Source organism: Levilactobacillus acidifarinae DSM 19394 = JCM 15949 (assembly GCF_001434835.1).
Classification (GTDB): domain Bacteria; phylum Bacillota; class Bacilli; order Lactobacillales; family Lactobacillaceae; genus Levilactobacillus; species Levilactobacillus acidifarinae.
In genome coordinates this window covers 175,023-189,438 of record NZ_AZDV01000003.1, presented here as the reverse complement: position 1 = coordinate 189,438, position 14,416 = coordinate 175,023, and the positions used below count along the sequence as shown (strand labels likewise).

Here is a 14,416-nt window from a genome sequence, read left to right as displayed (position 1 = left end):
TTCCGCTTAACCCCGTAAATCGTCAGCTAATCCAGGATCGGGATTATTCGCCTTACGAACCGTCGTTCATGCTCGCCAGCTAATCGCCTTTTGTCCCACTCTCGTTTGCGTGGTCAGGATTGACTTTCGGTTCCGTAACGTTCATATTACAGACAGTGTTATTGAGAAGGAGCGATTTCCCATGCAACTTGATTTTCCCTTTACTGGGTCGGTCATTCCCGACCAATACGGCGATCACATTCCGACCGCCGAAAAACTGCACGGCCTCAACCAGGTTTCGTTGCCCTTCAAGGTGACGGAGATTCCGGCTAACGCGGTGGTGCTAGCCGGAACGTTGGTTGACTACGACACCGTTTCGTTCGTGGGTTTTCCCTGGCTACACTGGGTATTTACCGACGTGCCGGTTCACGGTCAGGCGGTGACGTTCGCCGTGGACGCCAGTCGTCGGGCCACGTTTGCCCAGGGCTTGAACAGTTTACATTCACCGTTTCAGCGCCTACGCCAACCCGATTGGCCACTGTTAAAGGAACGGCAGAACCTCGAAAGTCATTACGCGGGACCCCGGCCGGTCAGCGGGGTTCACACGTATCGTCTGACGGTCTACGCGTTAAGCCAACCCACGAATCTGAGTAATGGATTTTTACAGGGCGACCTGATGGCCTTACTCGACGAGCACTTGTTGGCGGTGGCGGGCCGTAATTTAACGTATGCTAAAGCCTAAAAAACGAGGTTGCCCAAAAACTTAAGGGGCAACCTCGTTTGCTTTAGTTCGTGTATTTATAAGGTAGTTGATGGTGGAAATTAGCGAACTGGGTAAAGATGTCATCAATGGTGGCGGCGTCAATGAACAGGTCCATGTTGGCCTGGGGGGCGAATCCCTGATCACAGCAGGTCTGCATCATTTCCACGAGGCTGTCGAAGTAGTGGTTGATGTTGAATAACGCAATTGGTTTTTGGTGGACGTTGAGTTGACTCCAAGACAGCATGGTCGTGAACTCTTCGAAGGTGCCAAAACCGCCGGGTAGGACGATAAAGGCGTCGGCTTGGCGTAACATTTCGTCCTTCCGTTCATCCATCGTGGCGGTCTCGATGAGTTGGGTGACGTTGGTTTCGGCCAGATCCATGTTTTTCAGAAAGGTCGGGATGATGCCGATCACTTCGCCGCCGGCCGCCATGGTCGACGCGGCAATGGTGCCCATCAAGCCTTCCTTCCCACCCCCGTAGACGACGGGATGGTGGTGAGCGGCCAGGTACTGACCTAAGGCTTCAGTTTGTTGCTTAAAAGCGGGATCTAACCCGTGATTGGATCCGCAAAAGACGCAGACGTTTTTAATCGTTGGCATGTAAAAGAACCCCCGTTTGACTAGAATATTTTCATTATACGCCACTTTCGGAGGGGAAACCGTGGAACCCTAAAAGTGCCGATAACGATCCTGATGCCACCGGTAACGGTTAGTGGGAGCCGTCTTCTCCCATGATGGTAAATCCGTACCCCCGGATGTGGGCCTTGAGCATGGTCAGGTAAGACTGGGCTAGCGGGCTGAGTTCAATTTGGCGGTGTTTTAACCAGCCGAGGGTCATGGCATCCTGGACCGCTAGGGGGATGGCGACAATTTTATCGTCGTTGAGTTGGCTACTGATGATTCCCGAACTGATGGTGTAGCCGTTGAGGCCGACCATCAAATTGAAGATGGTGGCGCGATCACTAACCTTGATGGTTTTCTGGCGTTCGAGGGTGCTGAGAATTTCTTCGGAAAAGTAAAACGAGTGGTTGTCCCCTTGCTCGTAGGACAGGTAAGGGTAGTCGGTCAGGTCGGCCAACGTGACCGACTTTTTTTGCGTGAGAGGGTTCTGGCGTCCCACGAAGACGTGCGGTTGGGCGGTGAAGAGGGGGGTAAAGACGAGTGATTGCTCTTTAAATAATTTTTGCATGACCTGGCGGTTGAAATTGTTGAGGTAGAGAATCCCCAGCTCACTCTTGAAGCTGGTTAAATCGCTGAGGATGTTTTCGGTCTCCGTTTCCCGCAACGTAAAATGGTATTCGTCGGCCCGGACGGTTTTGAGCAGATCGACAAAGGCGTGAACCACGAAGGCGTAGTGCTGAGCTGAAACGGAAAAGGCCTGTTTTCGCAGGGGTTGCTTCGCGTAACGGTCCTGCAGTAGGCGTACTTGGTCTAATACTTGGCGGGCGTAGACCATGAACTCCCGGCCGTCGTCGGTTAGCGTCACGCCTAACTTACTGCGCAAGAGAATTTGAATCCCCATCTCGTTTTCCAGATCCTTTACGGCGTTAGAGAGACTGGGTTGGGTGAGGTATAGTTGTTTGGCGGCTTCGTTGATGGAACCGGTCCGAACGATGGTTTCTAGGTACTTGAGTTGTTGAATACGCATGGGCGACCTCCTAGGATTAAGTTTCATTATAAAGCTTATTATAGTGAGAAACTATAACGAGTCCCTGATTTTAAGCATTAGTCAATTGCCAAGTCCGGTGGTAATTTAGAAACAAGCACTAACCGTTGAGGGGGATTTTTATGACAACATCAATTATTGGTTTTCCACGTCTCGGGGAACACCGGGAACTAAAATTCAGTACCGAAAAATACTGGCGACACCAAATCACGGCCGACCAACTCCAACAGGCTGCCCGTGACCTACGTTTGAAACATTGGCAACTCGTTAAGGCTGCGGGTATCGATGGAATTCCCAGCAACGATTTTTCGTTCTTTGATACCACGTTAGATACGGCCACGTTACTGAACATCGTACCCGACGCGGTCGACGCGTTAGACCTGTCGCCGTTGGACCGGTACTTCGCGTTGGCCCGGGGGTATCAAGGGGACCACGGCGACGTTAAGGCGTTGCCCATGAAGAAGTGGTTCAATACCAATTACCACTACCTGGTGCCGCAATTTACGGCGACGACGCAGGTTAAACTAGTGGGAAGCAAGATCTTTGACGAGTACCAGGAAGCCCAGGATGCGGGGATTCAGACCCGTCCGGTCATCGTGGGGCCGTTTACGTTATTGAGCCTCAGTGAGTTTCACGACTGTCAACCGACCGATTTTGTGACCGACCTGGTCGCGGCCTATCAGACCATCTTTGCGCGGTTAGCCGCTCAGGGCGCCGATTGGATTCAACTCGACGAACCGGAACTGGTCAAGGACGTGACCGGGACCCGGCGTGAGCTGTTTAAGACCCTCTACGACCAACTCTTGACCCAAAAATCCGGCTTGAAGGTCCTAGTTCAGACCTACTTTGGGGACGTCCGGGACGTTTATACGGACCTGATTCACTTACCCATTGAGGGCGTGGGCTTAGACTTCCACGAGGGCCGGAAGACCGCCGACTTAGTTCGTTCGGGCTTTCCGGCCGATAAAACGCTGTTCGCCGGGGTGGTCAACGGGAAAAATATCTGGCGGAACCATTATGCCCAAACGCTGGCCCTACTGAAGACGTTACCGGTGCAACGGTTGGTGATCTCGACGTCGTGTTCGTTACTCCACGTGCCGTTCACGGTGGCTAACGAAACCTTCCCGGCCCCGGTCAAACAACACTTTGCGTTTGCCACGGAAAAATTAGGCGAGTTGACCGACTTACAGGCTAACTTGGCCGGACAGAAAACGACAGCCTTTGCGGCCAATCAAGCCCTCTTTGCCCAGCCCCGGGTTCAACCAAACCCCAAGGTTCACGACCGAATAGCCCACCTGACCGCCGACTCGTTTACCCGCCAGCCGGCCCTGGCGCAACGGGCGAAGATTCAGCAACGGGAATTTCAGTTACCGCTGCTGCCAACAACTACGATTGGGTCGTTTCCACAGACCAGAGACGTTAAACGCACGCGGGCCCAATTCCGGAAACACGAGATTTCGCAGGCCGATTACGACCACTTCATCGGGGAGCACATCAAGGAATGGTTGAAGTGGCAAGAAGACATCGGGCTGGACGTACTGGTCCACGGTGAATTCGAACGTAACGACATGGTCGAATACTTCGGCCAACACCTCGACGGGTACCTCTTTAGTCGCAACGGGTGGGTCCAATCCTACGGGACGCGGGGCGTGAAGCCACCCATCATCTGGGGTGACGTGGCGCGTAACCAGCCCATCACGGTCAAGTGGTCGACCTTTGCCCAACGGCAGACCGATAAGTTGGTCAAGGGGATGTTAACGGGACCGGTCACGATTCTGAACTGGTCGTTCCCCCGAGAAGACATCTCCCAGCGCGAGTCCACGATTCAAATTGCGTTGGCCATTCAAGACGAGGTCCTCGACCTAGAAAAAAACGGGATTAAGATTATTCAAATCGACGAGGCGGCGTTACGCGAGAAGTTGCCGTTACGGCAATCCGATTGGTATTCCGAATACCTCGATTGGGCCGTCCCCGCGTTTCGACTGGTCCACAGCCGGGTACAACCGGGCACGCAGATTCACACGCACATGTGTTACTCTGAATTCACCGATATCATCCCGGCTATCCAGAACTTAGACGCCGACGTGATTTCGTTTGAAGCCTCACGGTCGAACCTGGAGATTCTTGATGCTTTGCAACGGGAGCACTTCCAGCTACAGGTGGGGCCCGGCGTTTACGACATTCATTCGCCACGGATTCCCTCAGTTGCCGAAATCACGACCACGATTCACCAGATCTTAGCGAAGGTCCCCGAACAAAAGGTCTGGATCAATCCCGACTGTGGGTTGAAGACCCGTGGTGTGACCGAGGCCAAGGCCAGTGTGGCCAACTTGACGGCCGCTGCGAAAGCAATCCGTGCCGAATTGCAACCGAAGGGGGACTAGAAATGGGCCCAACTAAACCAGAGTTGTCGTTTGAAGTCTTTCCCCCCAGTTCACCGGCGGGGACGATCAAACTCACGCAGACGTTGACTCAGCTGAAGGGGATTACGCCCAGCTTTGTCAGCGTGACCTGCAGTAATCACCAACTGGACTACGAACAAAACACGATTGCGTTGGCGCAAACCATTCGGCAGGACTTACGGTGTCCGACGATGGTGCACATGCCCGCCGCTTACGTGACCAAAGCGCAGGTGCGCCGCATCCTGGCGCAACTCGAAACGGCGCACATTGACCAGGTTTTAGCCTTACGGGGGGACCTGGACGGGACGGCACCGGAAAGTGATTTTGCCCACGCCAGTGACCTGGCCCGATTTATTAAGCAGGTCAATCCGCACTTTCGGGTGACAGGGGCCTGTTACCCTGAGGTTCATCCGGACTCCCAAAACCGGGTGGATGACGTTCGGCACCTCAAGACCAAGGTTGACGCGGGGTGTGACCAACTGATCACGCAGCTATTCTACGATAACGCCCAGTTTTATCGGTTTCAGGAAGCCTGTGCGTTGGCCGGAATTACCGTGCCCATCTTAGCGGGCATCATGCCGATCACTAACCGCCAGCAGGCCCTGCACGTGGTTCAAAATTGTGCGGCCAGCCTACCGCCGAAGTTCGTGGCGATTCTGGATAAGTACCGCACCAATCCGGTGGCTTTAAGGGAAGCCGGCCTAGCCTACGCGGTGGACCAGATCGTCGACCTCGTGACCCACGACGTAGCGGGGGTGCACCTGTATACCCTAAATCAGGCGGCCACCGCCCAACATATCTATGACAATACGGCGTCACTGTTTGCCCCGGTGGCGGTGGATGATTAACCGTTAACTTAAAACGACCCGTCCCAAGCAGTTTTTGCTTAGGGCGGGTCATTTGTGACTAAATGCAATTTAAAAGCGAGGGCTAGTTCTTTTGTGGATCTTCCGGATCATCTGGTTCACCAATCTGGTAATCGCTGTTGCTCATGGCTTCCACGTTTCCCAGCAAGTAGCCGTTACCGACTTGCGAGAAGAAGTCGTGGTTGGCCGTGGAGGTCGAAATTCCGTTCATGACGATTGGGTTCACGTCTTCGGCGGTGTCGGGGAAGAGGGGATCTTGGCCCAGGTTCATCAGCGCCTTGTTGGCGTTGTAGCGAATAAAGGTCAAGACTTCTTCGGTCCAGCCGACTTGGTCGTACATCAGGTGAGTGTACTTTTCTTCGTTGGCGTAGAGCTTGTACAAGAAGTCGTACATCCAGTCCTTCATGGCCTGTTGTTCGTTGTCGCCCAGTTCCTTCATCCCTAGCTGGAATTTGTAGCCGATGTAGGTCCCGTGGACGGATTCGTCCCGCAGAATCAACTTGATGATTTCGGCCACGTTGGCCAGCTTGTTGTGGCCCAGGTAGTACAGCGGCGTGAAGAAGCCGGAGTAGAACAAGAAGGTTTCCAGAAAGACACTGGAGATTTTCTTCTTCAGCGGATGTTCATCGTCGTGGTAGAGCGTGTAGATCCGCTTGGTCTTATTCTGCAAGAACTCTTCCGTGTCACTCCAGTTGAAGATTTCGTCGATTTCATCCGGCGTGTTCAACGTCGAGAAGATGGTCGAATAACTCTTGGCGTGGACGGATTCCATGAATTGAATGTTATTGAGGACCGCCGTTTCGTGCGGGGTCCGCACGTCTCGTCGCAGAGCCGCCATGCCGTCTTGGGATTGGAGGGTGTCCAATAAGGTTAACCCGCCAAACACGTGACCCACGACCCACTGGTGGTCGGTGTCTAAAGTCCGCCAGTCGTCTAAATCGTTAGACACGGGAATCCGGGTATCTAACCAGAACTGTTCGGTCAACTTTTCCCAGGTTGCCTTGTCGATCTCGTCGGACACGGCGTTCCAGTTAATCGCTTCGTAGTTGCCGTCTTGATTCATTGCTGCCATAGTTTGCACTCCTTTACCGTCTAGATAACGCAACTTTCACATTGGTTGGCCCCGACTTCGTTATTGTCGTCGGTAAACGTCCGGACGTAGTAGATGGACTTGATCCCCTTGCGGTACGCATAGTTGCGTAAAATGCTGAGGTCACGGGTGGTCATCTTGTCGGTCCGGCCGTTCTTCCATTCGTACAGGCCAGCGGGAATCGTGGACCGCATGAATAGCGTCAAGCTCATCCCCTGATCCACGTGCTTTTGGGCCGCCGCGTAAACGTCAATGACCCGCCGCATGTCGGTATCGTAGGCCGACTTGTAGTACGGCATGGTGTCGTTACTGAGGTAAGGGGCCGGGTAATAGATTTTCCCGATCTTCTTTTCCTGCCGTTCTTCGATCCGGTTGATGATCGGGTGTAGGCTGGCCGTGGTGTCGTTAATGTAGGAAATCGACCCGTTGGGGGCGACCGCCATGCGGTTCTGGTGGTAAAGGCCATCTTGCATCACGTCGGCCTTGAGTTGGGCCCAGTCGTCAGGGGAGGGTAACCAAACGTTACTGAAGAGGCCCTGTACCTTGGCATTCTCAGGCCGCCAGTCATGTTCCGTGTAACGGTCGAAGTAGGACCCGTCGGCGTATTTACTCTCTGCGAAGTTGTGGAAGGTTTCGTGGCGTTCCTTGGCAATCTGGTTAGAGGCCTTTAACGTCCAATAGTTCAGCAACATGAAGTAGACGCTGGTAAAGGCAATACTGTCCTTGGAGCCGTACATCATGTGGTTCTTAGCGAAGTAGCTGTGTAACCCCATGGCACCTAAACCGATGGTGTGAGCGAGGTGGTTACCGTGTTGGATGGACGGCACCACGTCGATGTCGGAGTGGTCGGTCACGAAGGTTAGCGCGCGGACCATGGTTTCCACGGAGTGCCCGAAGTCGGGGGCCGCCATCAGGTTCACGATGTTGGTCGACCCCAGGTTGCAGGAAATATCCGTCCCCAGCTTTTCGTATTCTTGTTTGTTATCGTAGGTGGTTGGCGTTTGGACCTGCATGATTTCGGAACACAGGTTACTCATCACGATGCGCCCCTTGATCGGGTTTTCGCGGTTAGCCGTATCGATGTTCACGATGTAGGGGTAACCGGATTCTTGTTGGAGTTTGCCGATTTCGGTTTCCAGTTCCCGGGCCTTAAGTTGTTTCTTATGGATCTCGGGGTTGGCGACCAGGTTGTCGTATTCGGCGGTAATGTCCACGTAGGAGAACGGCTTACCGTAAATCCGTTCGACATCGTAGGGGCTGAAGAGGTACATGTCGGCGTCTTGTTCACATAGTTGATAGAACTTGTCGGGCACCGTGACCCCTAACGACAAGGTCTTCAAACGAATCTTTTCGTCGGCGTTTTCCTTCTTGGCCCCTAGAAAGGCGATGATATCGGGATGGAAGACGCTGAGGTAGACGACCCCGGCCCCTTGGCGTTGGCCCAATTGGTTCGAGTAGGAAAAACTATCTTCGAGTAACTTCATGACGGGCACGACACCGGAAGCGGCGCCCTCGATGTGTTTGATGGGATCGCCGGCACCCCGTAGGTTGGAGAGGCTAATGCCGACCCCGCCCCCAATACGGGAGAGTTGTAGCGCGGAATTAATGGTCCGGCCGATGGTGTTCATGTCGTCGGTGGATTGGATCAGAAAGCAGGAGACCAGTTCCCCGCGACGTGCCCGGCCGGCGTTTAGAAAGCTTGGTGTCGCCGGTTGATACCGTTGGTGGACGATTTCGTCGGCCAAATCGTGGGCCAATTGTTGGTCACCGCCGGCAAAGTCCAGGGCGTTCATCGCCACGCGGTCGATGAAGTTTTCCAGGTAGTAGGCGTTATCGTCGGTCTTTAGGGCGTATTGCGCGTAGAATTTGTACGCCGCCATGAAGGACTTGAAGTGGAAATTCTGGGCCCGCAAGTAAGTGTAGAGGTCTTCGATGAAGCTCAGGGGGTATTGATTGATTACCTGAGGTTCCACGTAGTTGCCGGCAATCAGGTAGTCGAAGCGCTCCTTTAAGGAATCAAACCGCTTGGTGTTGGGTTCGACGTTTTCCTTCAGGAAGGCCTGTAAAGCTTCCTGGTCCTTGTTCAACGGAATCTGGCCATCCACGGGGATGTTGATTTCGTTATTTAAATCATAATAAGTAACGTCTTTGAGGTTCTTGAGACTCATAAGCGCGCTCTTCCTTTCTCACACCGAATTTTAGTCAAAACAAAAGCGACGTCAGCCGAAACGACGTCGCCAAGACGGGGTTGTCGGAACGTTAATTAACCCGCAATTTGTTGCAGTTGGTCTGGCCGGAAGCCAAAGAAGGCCTTGTGCCCGGGTGCTTCCACGACCGGTAGAGATTGAAACCCCTGTGCTTTTAAGTAGGTGACATATTCGGGGTTCTGGTTAATATTACGTTCTTCGAAGGCCACGTTATGTTCGGTAAGGAAACGCTTGGTCATCTTGCATTGCATACAGTTGTTCTTGGAATAAATCGTTACTTTCATGGTTGCCACATCCTCTAAAATTTGTTTCTAATGTGTTTAGTGTACACCAGATTAGCGAAAATTCAATCGAAAAAAGCACCATATTTAGTGGTTGGCGAATACAATAACTACTAAATATAGTGCTCAGCACGTTAATTTTATTTTATTTCCCACCAGTCCGGAAACTACGGTAAAATAAACCTAAAAGGTGGTCGAGAAAATGACTAATCACTATTATACACAAAATCCGGATGTTGTACACGAAGAACGCCACTGGCCGTTCACCCTATTAGGTAACGAATTGTTGTTTACCACCGACAACGGGGTCTTCTCTAAGGCACGCGTTGATTATGGCTCGCGGGTCTTATTAGACGCGTTTAACGCTGACAAAACGCCGGCTGGAGGCTGGTTAGACCTCGGGTGCGGTTACGGTCCCATTGGCCTCGCTTTGGCGAAGAAGTTTCCTGACCGGCAGGTGACCATGGCCGACGTCAACGAGCTGGCTTTAGCTTTGGCGCACCAAAACGCGACGGCCAACCAAGTCGATAACGTTGAGATTGTGGAATCCGACCAGTATGCGGCCTTAGGCGAAACCAAGTACGCGGCGATTTTGACCAACCCACCGGTACGTGCCGGTAAGGACGTGGTCACGAGTATGTTAACGGATGCCGCGCAACACCTGTTGCCTGGTGGAACGTTGACCGTGGTGCTTCAGAAGAAGCAGGGGGCGCCGTCGGCTAAGAAGCACATGACCGAGACGTTTGGCAATTGTCAGATTTTAAAGAAAGACAAGGGCTACTATATCTTGGAAAGTACGCAAAACTAACCTAGGACCAGGAGGTGGGCGCGAATGCGTCAGATAACTTATTCTGCTGCCCAACAGCATTACATGGAAGAAGCGTTATTCGAGGCCGACCGAGCGGCTTGGATTGGGGAAGTGCCCATCGGTGCGGTGATCGTCCATGAGGGGCACATCATCGGCCGGGGACACAATTTTCGGGAACACGCCAACGATGCGACCCTCCACGCCGAGATTCGGGCGATCGAAGAGGCTTGTGCAACCCTCGGTAGTTGGCGATTAGAAGATTGCCAACTCTACGTGACCATCGAACCCTGTTTGATGTGTAGTGGGGCCATCATCAATTCCCGCATCCCTACGGTGTTTTATGGCGCGCGTGATCCTAAGGCGGGCGCGGTGGATAGCCTGTACAATACGCTAACGGATTCGCGGTTGAACCACACGGTCACGGTTTACGAGGGGTTACTGGCAAAAGACGCGGGTGAACGTTTAGTGACCTTTTTCAAGGCGGCCCGGCAACGACAAAAGGCGGCCAAGAAGGCCCGAAAGGCCGCGGCAAAGGTGGCAGCTGAAAAGTCGCTAGACACGTCTTCTAAATCATGATACACTAGTATTTGCCGTTAAGGCCTTGAAGCAAGGGTGGGCTCACGAATCGTGTCAGGTCCGGAAGGAAGCAGCACTAAGTCTGTTTCACTTTGTGCTTCAAGTTATTGGAAAATTAAGTACGTCCGTTCTCGTAAGGGAGCGGGCGTTTTTTGCATACAAGAGTGTGACGAAGGGCGTTTAGCTGGTGAGCATTAAGGCCGCTAGGGGATTTATCCCTGGTCTTTAGGGATGAATTCCCTAGCGGAATTAAGCGGAACCAGCTGCCCGTCAGGAACACGTTTCGGCTACGGCGGCGGAGAGGTCGGGGATGGTAACCCATGCAGTAGGGTTAAGCGGAACCTCCTGGTAAGCCCGTTTCGGCAATGTCGCGGAGAGATGGACAAATATCCTGGTCGTGAATGTTTGTCTTTTTGGGGTTAAGCGGAAACGGGATAGTCGCTTCTAGCAAGTTTGTTTGGACCAGCTCCGCAAATTACCGGGCATTTTCAAACCGAGGGTGTTGCCGGTAGTCGCGCGGCGTTTGTCCGGTCAATCGTTTAAATTGTTTGGTGAAGCTGGCTAAGTCGGGGAACCCCACTAACAAGGCAATGGTGGTGATCGACGTGGTGGTGTTTAGTAAGTAGGTCTGAGCGCTTTGAATTCGTTGGGTGTGAATGAAGCGAGTTAAAGTCTGCCCCGTTTCGGCTTTAAAACGCCGGGAGAGGTAGGTAGAACTGGCGTTGAGTGCCGTCGCGATGCTTGTGACCCGTAGCGGGTGTCCAAGGTGAAGCGTCACGTAGTCCACGGTGCGTTTAATCAGGGGACTGTAGCCGGTGGTGGCGTGATCCTTGACCAGTTGGGTGTAGTCCGTCAGCATGGCCACGGTTAGCTGCTTGAGCCCGGTAATTGTGCGTTGGCGTTCCACCAGTAAGGCGTATTTTTCCGAAATACTATCCAGATAAACGGGATGGACGCCACCTTGACGCGCCGCGATTCGATTGAGGGTGTTGCTGACCAGACACATGTTTTTGCAGGAGCGTAGCGGCTGGTTGGGGAGACGGTTTTGAAAGAGCGTTAGCATGGCGGTCATGGGCCGAAAATAATCGACAATTTTCACCGTATTTCCGGCGCGCACGGTCGCCATGAGGGCGGCCTCGACCTGGTAATGGTGGTCGATGGCGGTGGTATCCGGGGAACCGAGTTTGGGGAGTGGGGCCGGCGACGTGTTTTGGGGGTTGGCGGTTAACGTTTGGCACGTTGGGGTTAACGGGGGTTGGCGCCAAAGGTTGACGACCACGGTCCCGGTGGCGGTAACTTCCGCGGGACTAAGCATGGGCAGAGCGTCGTAGAGTTGGGTGAGTTGGTGCTGCTCGCTAACGGTAAGATGGTTTTGGGCCAGAACCGTGGTGATGACCTGGGAGGTCAGAGTCGTGGTGGTGAAGGGGCCCACCACGCAGGTGCCGGTGGGTAACGGGACCAAAAGGTAGCTGAGTTGCCAGGGATCGGTGTAGTGGGTCAACTGATCGATGTGGGTGAGGTCGGGTAACTGGGGTTGATGGGGGGCCGTGACGACCGGATTATTGAGGCTCAGGCTGAGTTGACCGGTCGGGTCGTAACAGCGAACGTCGAGTCCTAGGGTGGTTTGAATCAGGCGCGCGGTCCGGGTGAACGGGGACATGGGAAACCCTCCAATCTTGATAGCGGTTACATAAAAAGCATAAATTAACAAAAAAAGGCGATAATTGACAAGTAATTCGCCACCGAATTATCTATAGTATACCCATAAACGTCCCCGGCACAACCGTGTGGGGGCCAATCTTAACCAATCGGAGGTCATCATCTATGCTTTACCCAACCACCACTGCAACGCGAACCGTCCTCGATTTATCGGGACTCTGGAAATTCATGCTGGAAACCGAAGGCGCCCCCGTCGACGCCACGCTCCCCCTGCCGACCACGGACGTGATGGCGGTCCCCGCTTCGTTTAACGACCAAAGCGCCCAGCAACAAGTCCGCGAACACGTGGGTTACGTCTGGTATGAAACCACCTTTAGCGTGGCCGACTTCTTACGGGGCCAACGGCTGATCTTGCGGTTCGGCTCCGCAACGCACGAGGCCTGGGTCTACCTAAACGGCCAGGAAATCACCCACCATAAGGGCGGATTCACGCCGTTTGAGGTTGCCATTAATGATAATTTAGTCGCCGGGGAAAATCGTCTGACGGTTAAATTGAGTAACATGCTGGACTACACCAGTCTGCCGGTGGCGCACTATTCCGAAACGCACGATGCCGACGGTAAATTGGTCCGCCACCTCGACGAAAACTTTGACTTTTTCAACTATGCGGGTCTGCAACGACCGGTTAAAATCTACACCACGCCGCGGAGTTACGTGGCCGACGTGACCGTCGTGCCGGAGGTTGACCTGGACCAGCATCAGGCGACCGTCGACACGCGGGTGGTCACTCAGGGGGACGTTGATCGCGTGCGGGTTACGTTACTCGACGCGACCGGCCAACCGGTGGCTACGGGGACGGGGAAGCATACCCAACTGACGTTGCCGCAGGTTCATTTGTGGCAACCACTACACGCTTACCTGTACACGGCCCGGGTGGAGGCCTTGAAGAACGATCAAGTGGTGGACAGTTACGACGAACCGTTTGGGGTGCGGAAGATTGAGGTCACCAACGGCCAATTTCTGTTTAACGGCGAACCCTTTTACTTCAAGGGGTTCGGCAAGCACGAGGATTCGGCCATCCACGGTCGGGGCTTGAACCAACCGGCGAACGTCCTCGACATCAACCTGATGAAGAAGATGGGGGCCAACTCGTTTCGGACCTCGCACTACCCGTACTCCGACGAAATGATGCGGTTGTGTGACCGTGAAGGAATTGTAGTCATCGATGAGGTGCCCGCCGTGGGCTTATTTGCCTCCTTTGGTTTCGATTTGAGTGGCAAACAGGATAATACCTGGCAGGTGATGCAGACCGCGCCGGCCCACCAACAGGCGATTCGCGAGATGATCGACCGGGACAAGAACCACGCCTGTGTGGCCATGTGGTCGATTTCTAACGAGGCCGCTAACTTCACGGAGGGCGCCTACGAATACTTCAAGCCCCTGTTCGATCTGGCTCGGCAACTCGACCCCCAGAATCGTCCGTGCACCTACACGAGTATTATGCAGACCACGGCCGAGACCGATAAGTGCATTTCGTTAGTCGACGTGATTGCTTTGAACCGTTACTACGGTTGGTACGTGGATACCGGGGACTTGGCCAAGGCTGAAACCGCCACCCGCGACGAACTGGCGCTTTACCAACAACTTTATCCGGATAAGCCGATCATCTACACGGAATACGGGACTGATACGATCGCCGGGGTGCACAGTAACTACGGCGAGCCGTTCTCCGAAGAGTTCCAGGAAGACTATTACCGGATGACCAGCAAGGTCTTCGACGAATTTGATAACTTCGTGGGCGAACAGCTCTGGAACTTTGCCGATTTCCAAACGAAATTTGGGATTCAGCGGGTCCAAGGAAACAAGAAGGGGATCTTTACCCGCGACCGCGAACCAAAGATGGTCGTGCGTTACCTGTCACGGCGTTGGAACGCGATTCCGAACCTGGGGTATAAGCAAAAATAACGAGTTTAGTTCATGAACCGAGCCCGTCCGGTGAGGTTTGAGCGGTTATCACGATATACCAGTTAAATAATGAACTAAAGAAGGTGTCCGCCAGTTACGACTAACGGGCACCTTTGTTGTGCTGGTTAACTTAGTGGCAAATCACCAGTCGTT

12 protein-coding genes and 1 other RNA gene are annotated in these 14,416 nt (G+C 53.6%); 7 read left to right on the top strand and 6 right to left on the bottom strand.

Features of this window, described 5'->3' with window-relative positions; translation table 11 throughout:
- Nucleotides 1–181 precede the first annotated feature (181 nt).
- Nucleotides 182–721, top strand: coding sequence for a YbhB/YbcL family Raf kinase inhibitor-like protein (locus FD25_RS01520; RefSeq protein WP_057800823.1), 540 nt, complete (start codon nucleotides 182–184; stop codon nucleotides 719–721).
- A 43-nt stretch (nucleotides 722–764) separates the two neighbouring features.
- Here the strand turns inward: FD25_RS01520 and FD25_RS01515 are convergent, their stop codons facing one another.
- Both FD25_RS01515 and FD25_RS01510 read right to left on the bottom strand, forming a co-directional pair.
- A complete protein-coding gene (locus FD25_RS01515; RefSeq protein ID WP_057800822.1) occupies nucleotides 765–1,343 on the bottom strand; it encodes an LOG family protein in 579 nt (192 codons plus the stop codon).
- Between the two features lie 109 nt (nucleotides 1,344–1,452).
- The gene (locus FD25_RS01510) at nucleotides 1,453–2,391 is read right to left on the bottom strand and encodes a LysR family transcriptional regulator (RefSeq protein ID WP_057800821.1); all 939 of its coding nucleotides are present in this window, start codon (nucleotides 2,389–2,391) and stop codon (nucleotides 1,453–1,455) included.
- Between the two features lie 140 nt (nucleotides 2,392–2,531).
- Here FD25_RS01510 and metE point away from each other — a divergent pair, with 140 nt between their 5' ends.
- Together metE and metF are read left to right on the top strand one after the other, a co-directional pair.
- Nucleotides 2,532–4,793, top strand: a complete 2,262-nt coding sequence (metE, locus tag FD25_RS01505) for a 5-methyltetrahydropteroyltriglutamate--homocysteine S-methyltransferase (RefSeq protein ID WP_057800820.1) — start codon at nucleotides 2,532–2,534, stop codon at nucleotides 4,791–4,793.
- Nucleotides 4,794–4,795: 2 nt separating this feature from the next.
- A complete protein-coding gene (metF, locus tag FD25_RS01500; RefSeq protein ID WP_057800819.1) occupies nucleotides 4,796–5,659 on the top strand; it encodes a methylenetetrahydrofolate reductase [NAD(P)H] in 864 nt (287 codons plus the stop codon).
- Between the two features lie 82 nt (nucleotides 5,660–5,741).
- Here the strand turns inward: metF and nrdF are convergent, their stop codons facing one another.
- The 3 genes from nrdF to nrdH all read right to left on the bottom strand — a co-directional run bounded on the left by nrdF (nucleotide 5,742) and on the right by nrdH (nucleotide 9,258).
- Complete coding sequence (nrdF, locus tag FD25_RS01495) at nucleotides 5,742–6,740, bottom strand: class 1b ribonucleoside-diphosphate reductase subunit beta (protein WP_057800937.1); 999 nt, start codon at nucleotides 6,738–6,740, stop codon at nucleotides 5,742–5,744.
- 29 nt (nucleotides 6,741–6,769) lie between these two features.
- On the bottom strand, nucleotides 6,770–8,935 hold the full coding sequence (gene nrdE / locus FD25_RS01490; RefSeq protein ID WP_057800818.1) for a class 1b ribonucleoside-diphosphate reductase subunit alpha: 2,166 nt from the start codon (nucleotides 8,933–8,935) through the stop codon (nucleotides 6,770–6,772).
- A gap of 95 nt (nucleotides 8,936–9,030) precedes the next feature.
- Nucleotides 9,031–9,258, bottom strand: a complete 228-nt coding sequence (gene nrdH / locus FD25_RS01485; protein WP_057800817.1) for a glutaredoxin-like protein NrdH — start codon at nucleotides 9,256–9,258, stop codon at nucleotides 9,031–9,033.
- Between the two features lie 199 nt (nucleotides 9,259–9,457).
- Between nrdH and FD25_RS01480 the strand changes: the two genes are divergently transcribed.
- The 3 genes from FD25_RS01480 (at nucleotide 9,458) to ffs (ending at nucleotide 10,748) form a co-directional block, all read left to right on the top strand.
- Complete coding sequence (locus FD25_RS01480; RefSeq protein WP_057800816.1) at nucleotides 9,458–10,063, top strand: class I SAM-dependent methyltransferase; 606 nt, start codon at nucleotides 9,458–9,460, stop codon at nucleotides 10,061–10,063.
- Between the two features lie 24 nt (nucleotides 10,064–10,087).
- Nucleotides 10,088–10,639 carry a tRNA adenosine(34) deaminase TadA gene (tadA, locus tag FD25_RS01475; protein WP_057800815.1) on the top strand — a complete coding sequence of 184 codons (552 nt, stop codon included), beginning with the start codon at nucleotides 10,088–10,090 and terminating at the stop codon, nucleotides 10,637–10,639.
- 22 nt (nucleotides 10,640–10,661) lie between these two features.
- Nucleotides 10,662–10,748: signal recognition particle sRNA small type (ffs, locus tag FD25_RS13835), an RNA gene on the top strand.
- 366 nt (nucleotides 10,749–11,114) lie between these two features.
- Here the strand turns inward: ffs and FD25_RS01470 are convergent.
- Nucleotides 11,115–12,299: a helix-turn-helix domain-containing protein gene (locus tag FD25_RS01470; protein WP_057800814.1), complete on the bottom strand. Its 1,185-nt coding sequence runs from the start codon at nucleotides 12,297–12,299 to the stop codon at nucleotides 11,115–11,117.
- Nucleotides 12,300–12,463: 164 nt separating this feature from the next.
- Here FD25_RS01470 and uidA point away from each other — a divergent pair, with 164 nt between their 5' ends.
- Nucleotides 12,464–14,263 (top strand): beta-glucuronidase, encoded by a 1,800-nt coding sequence (uidA, locus tag FD25_RS01465; protein WP_057800813.1) that lies wholly within the window; start codon nucleotides 12,464–12,466, stop codon nucleotides 14,261–14,263.
- Nucleotides 14,264–14,416: the final 153 nt, after the last annotated feature.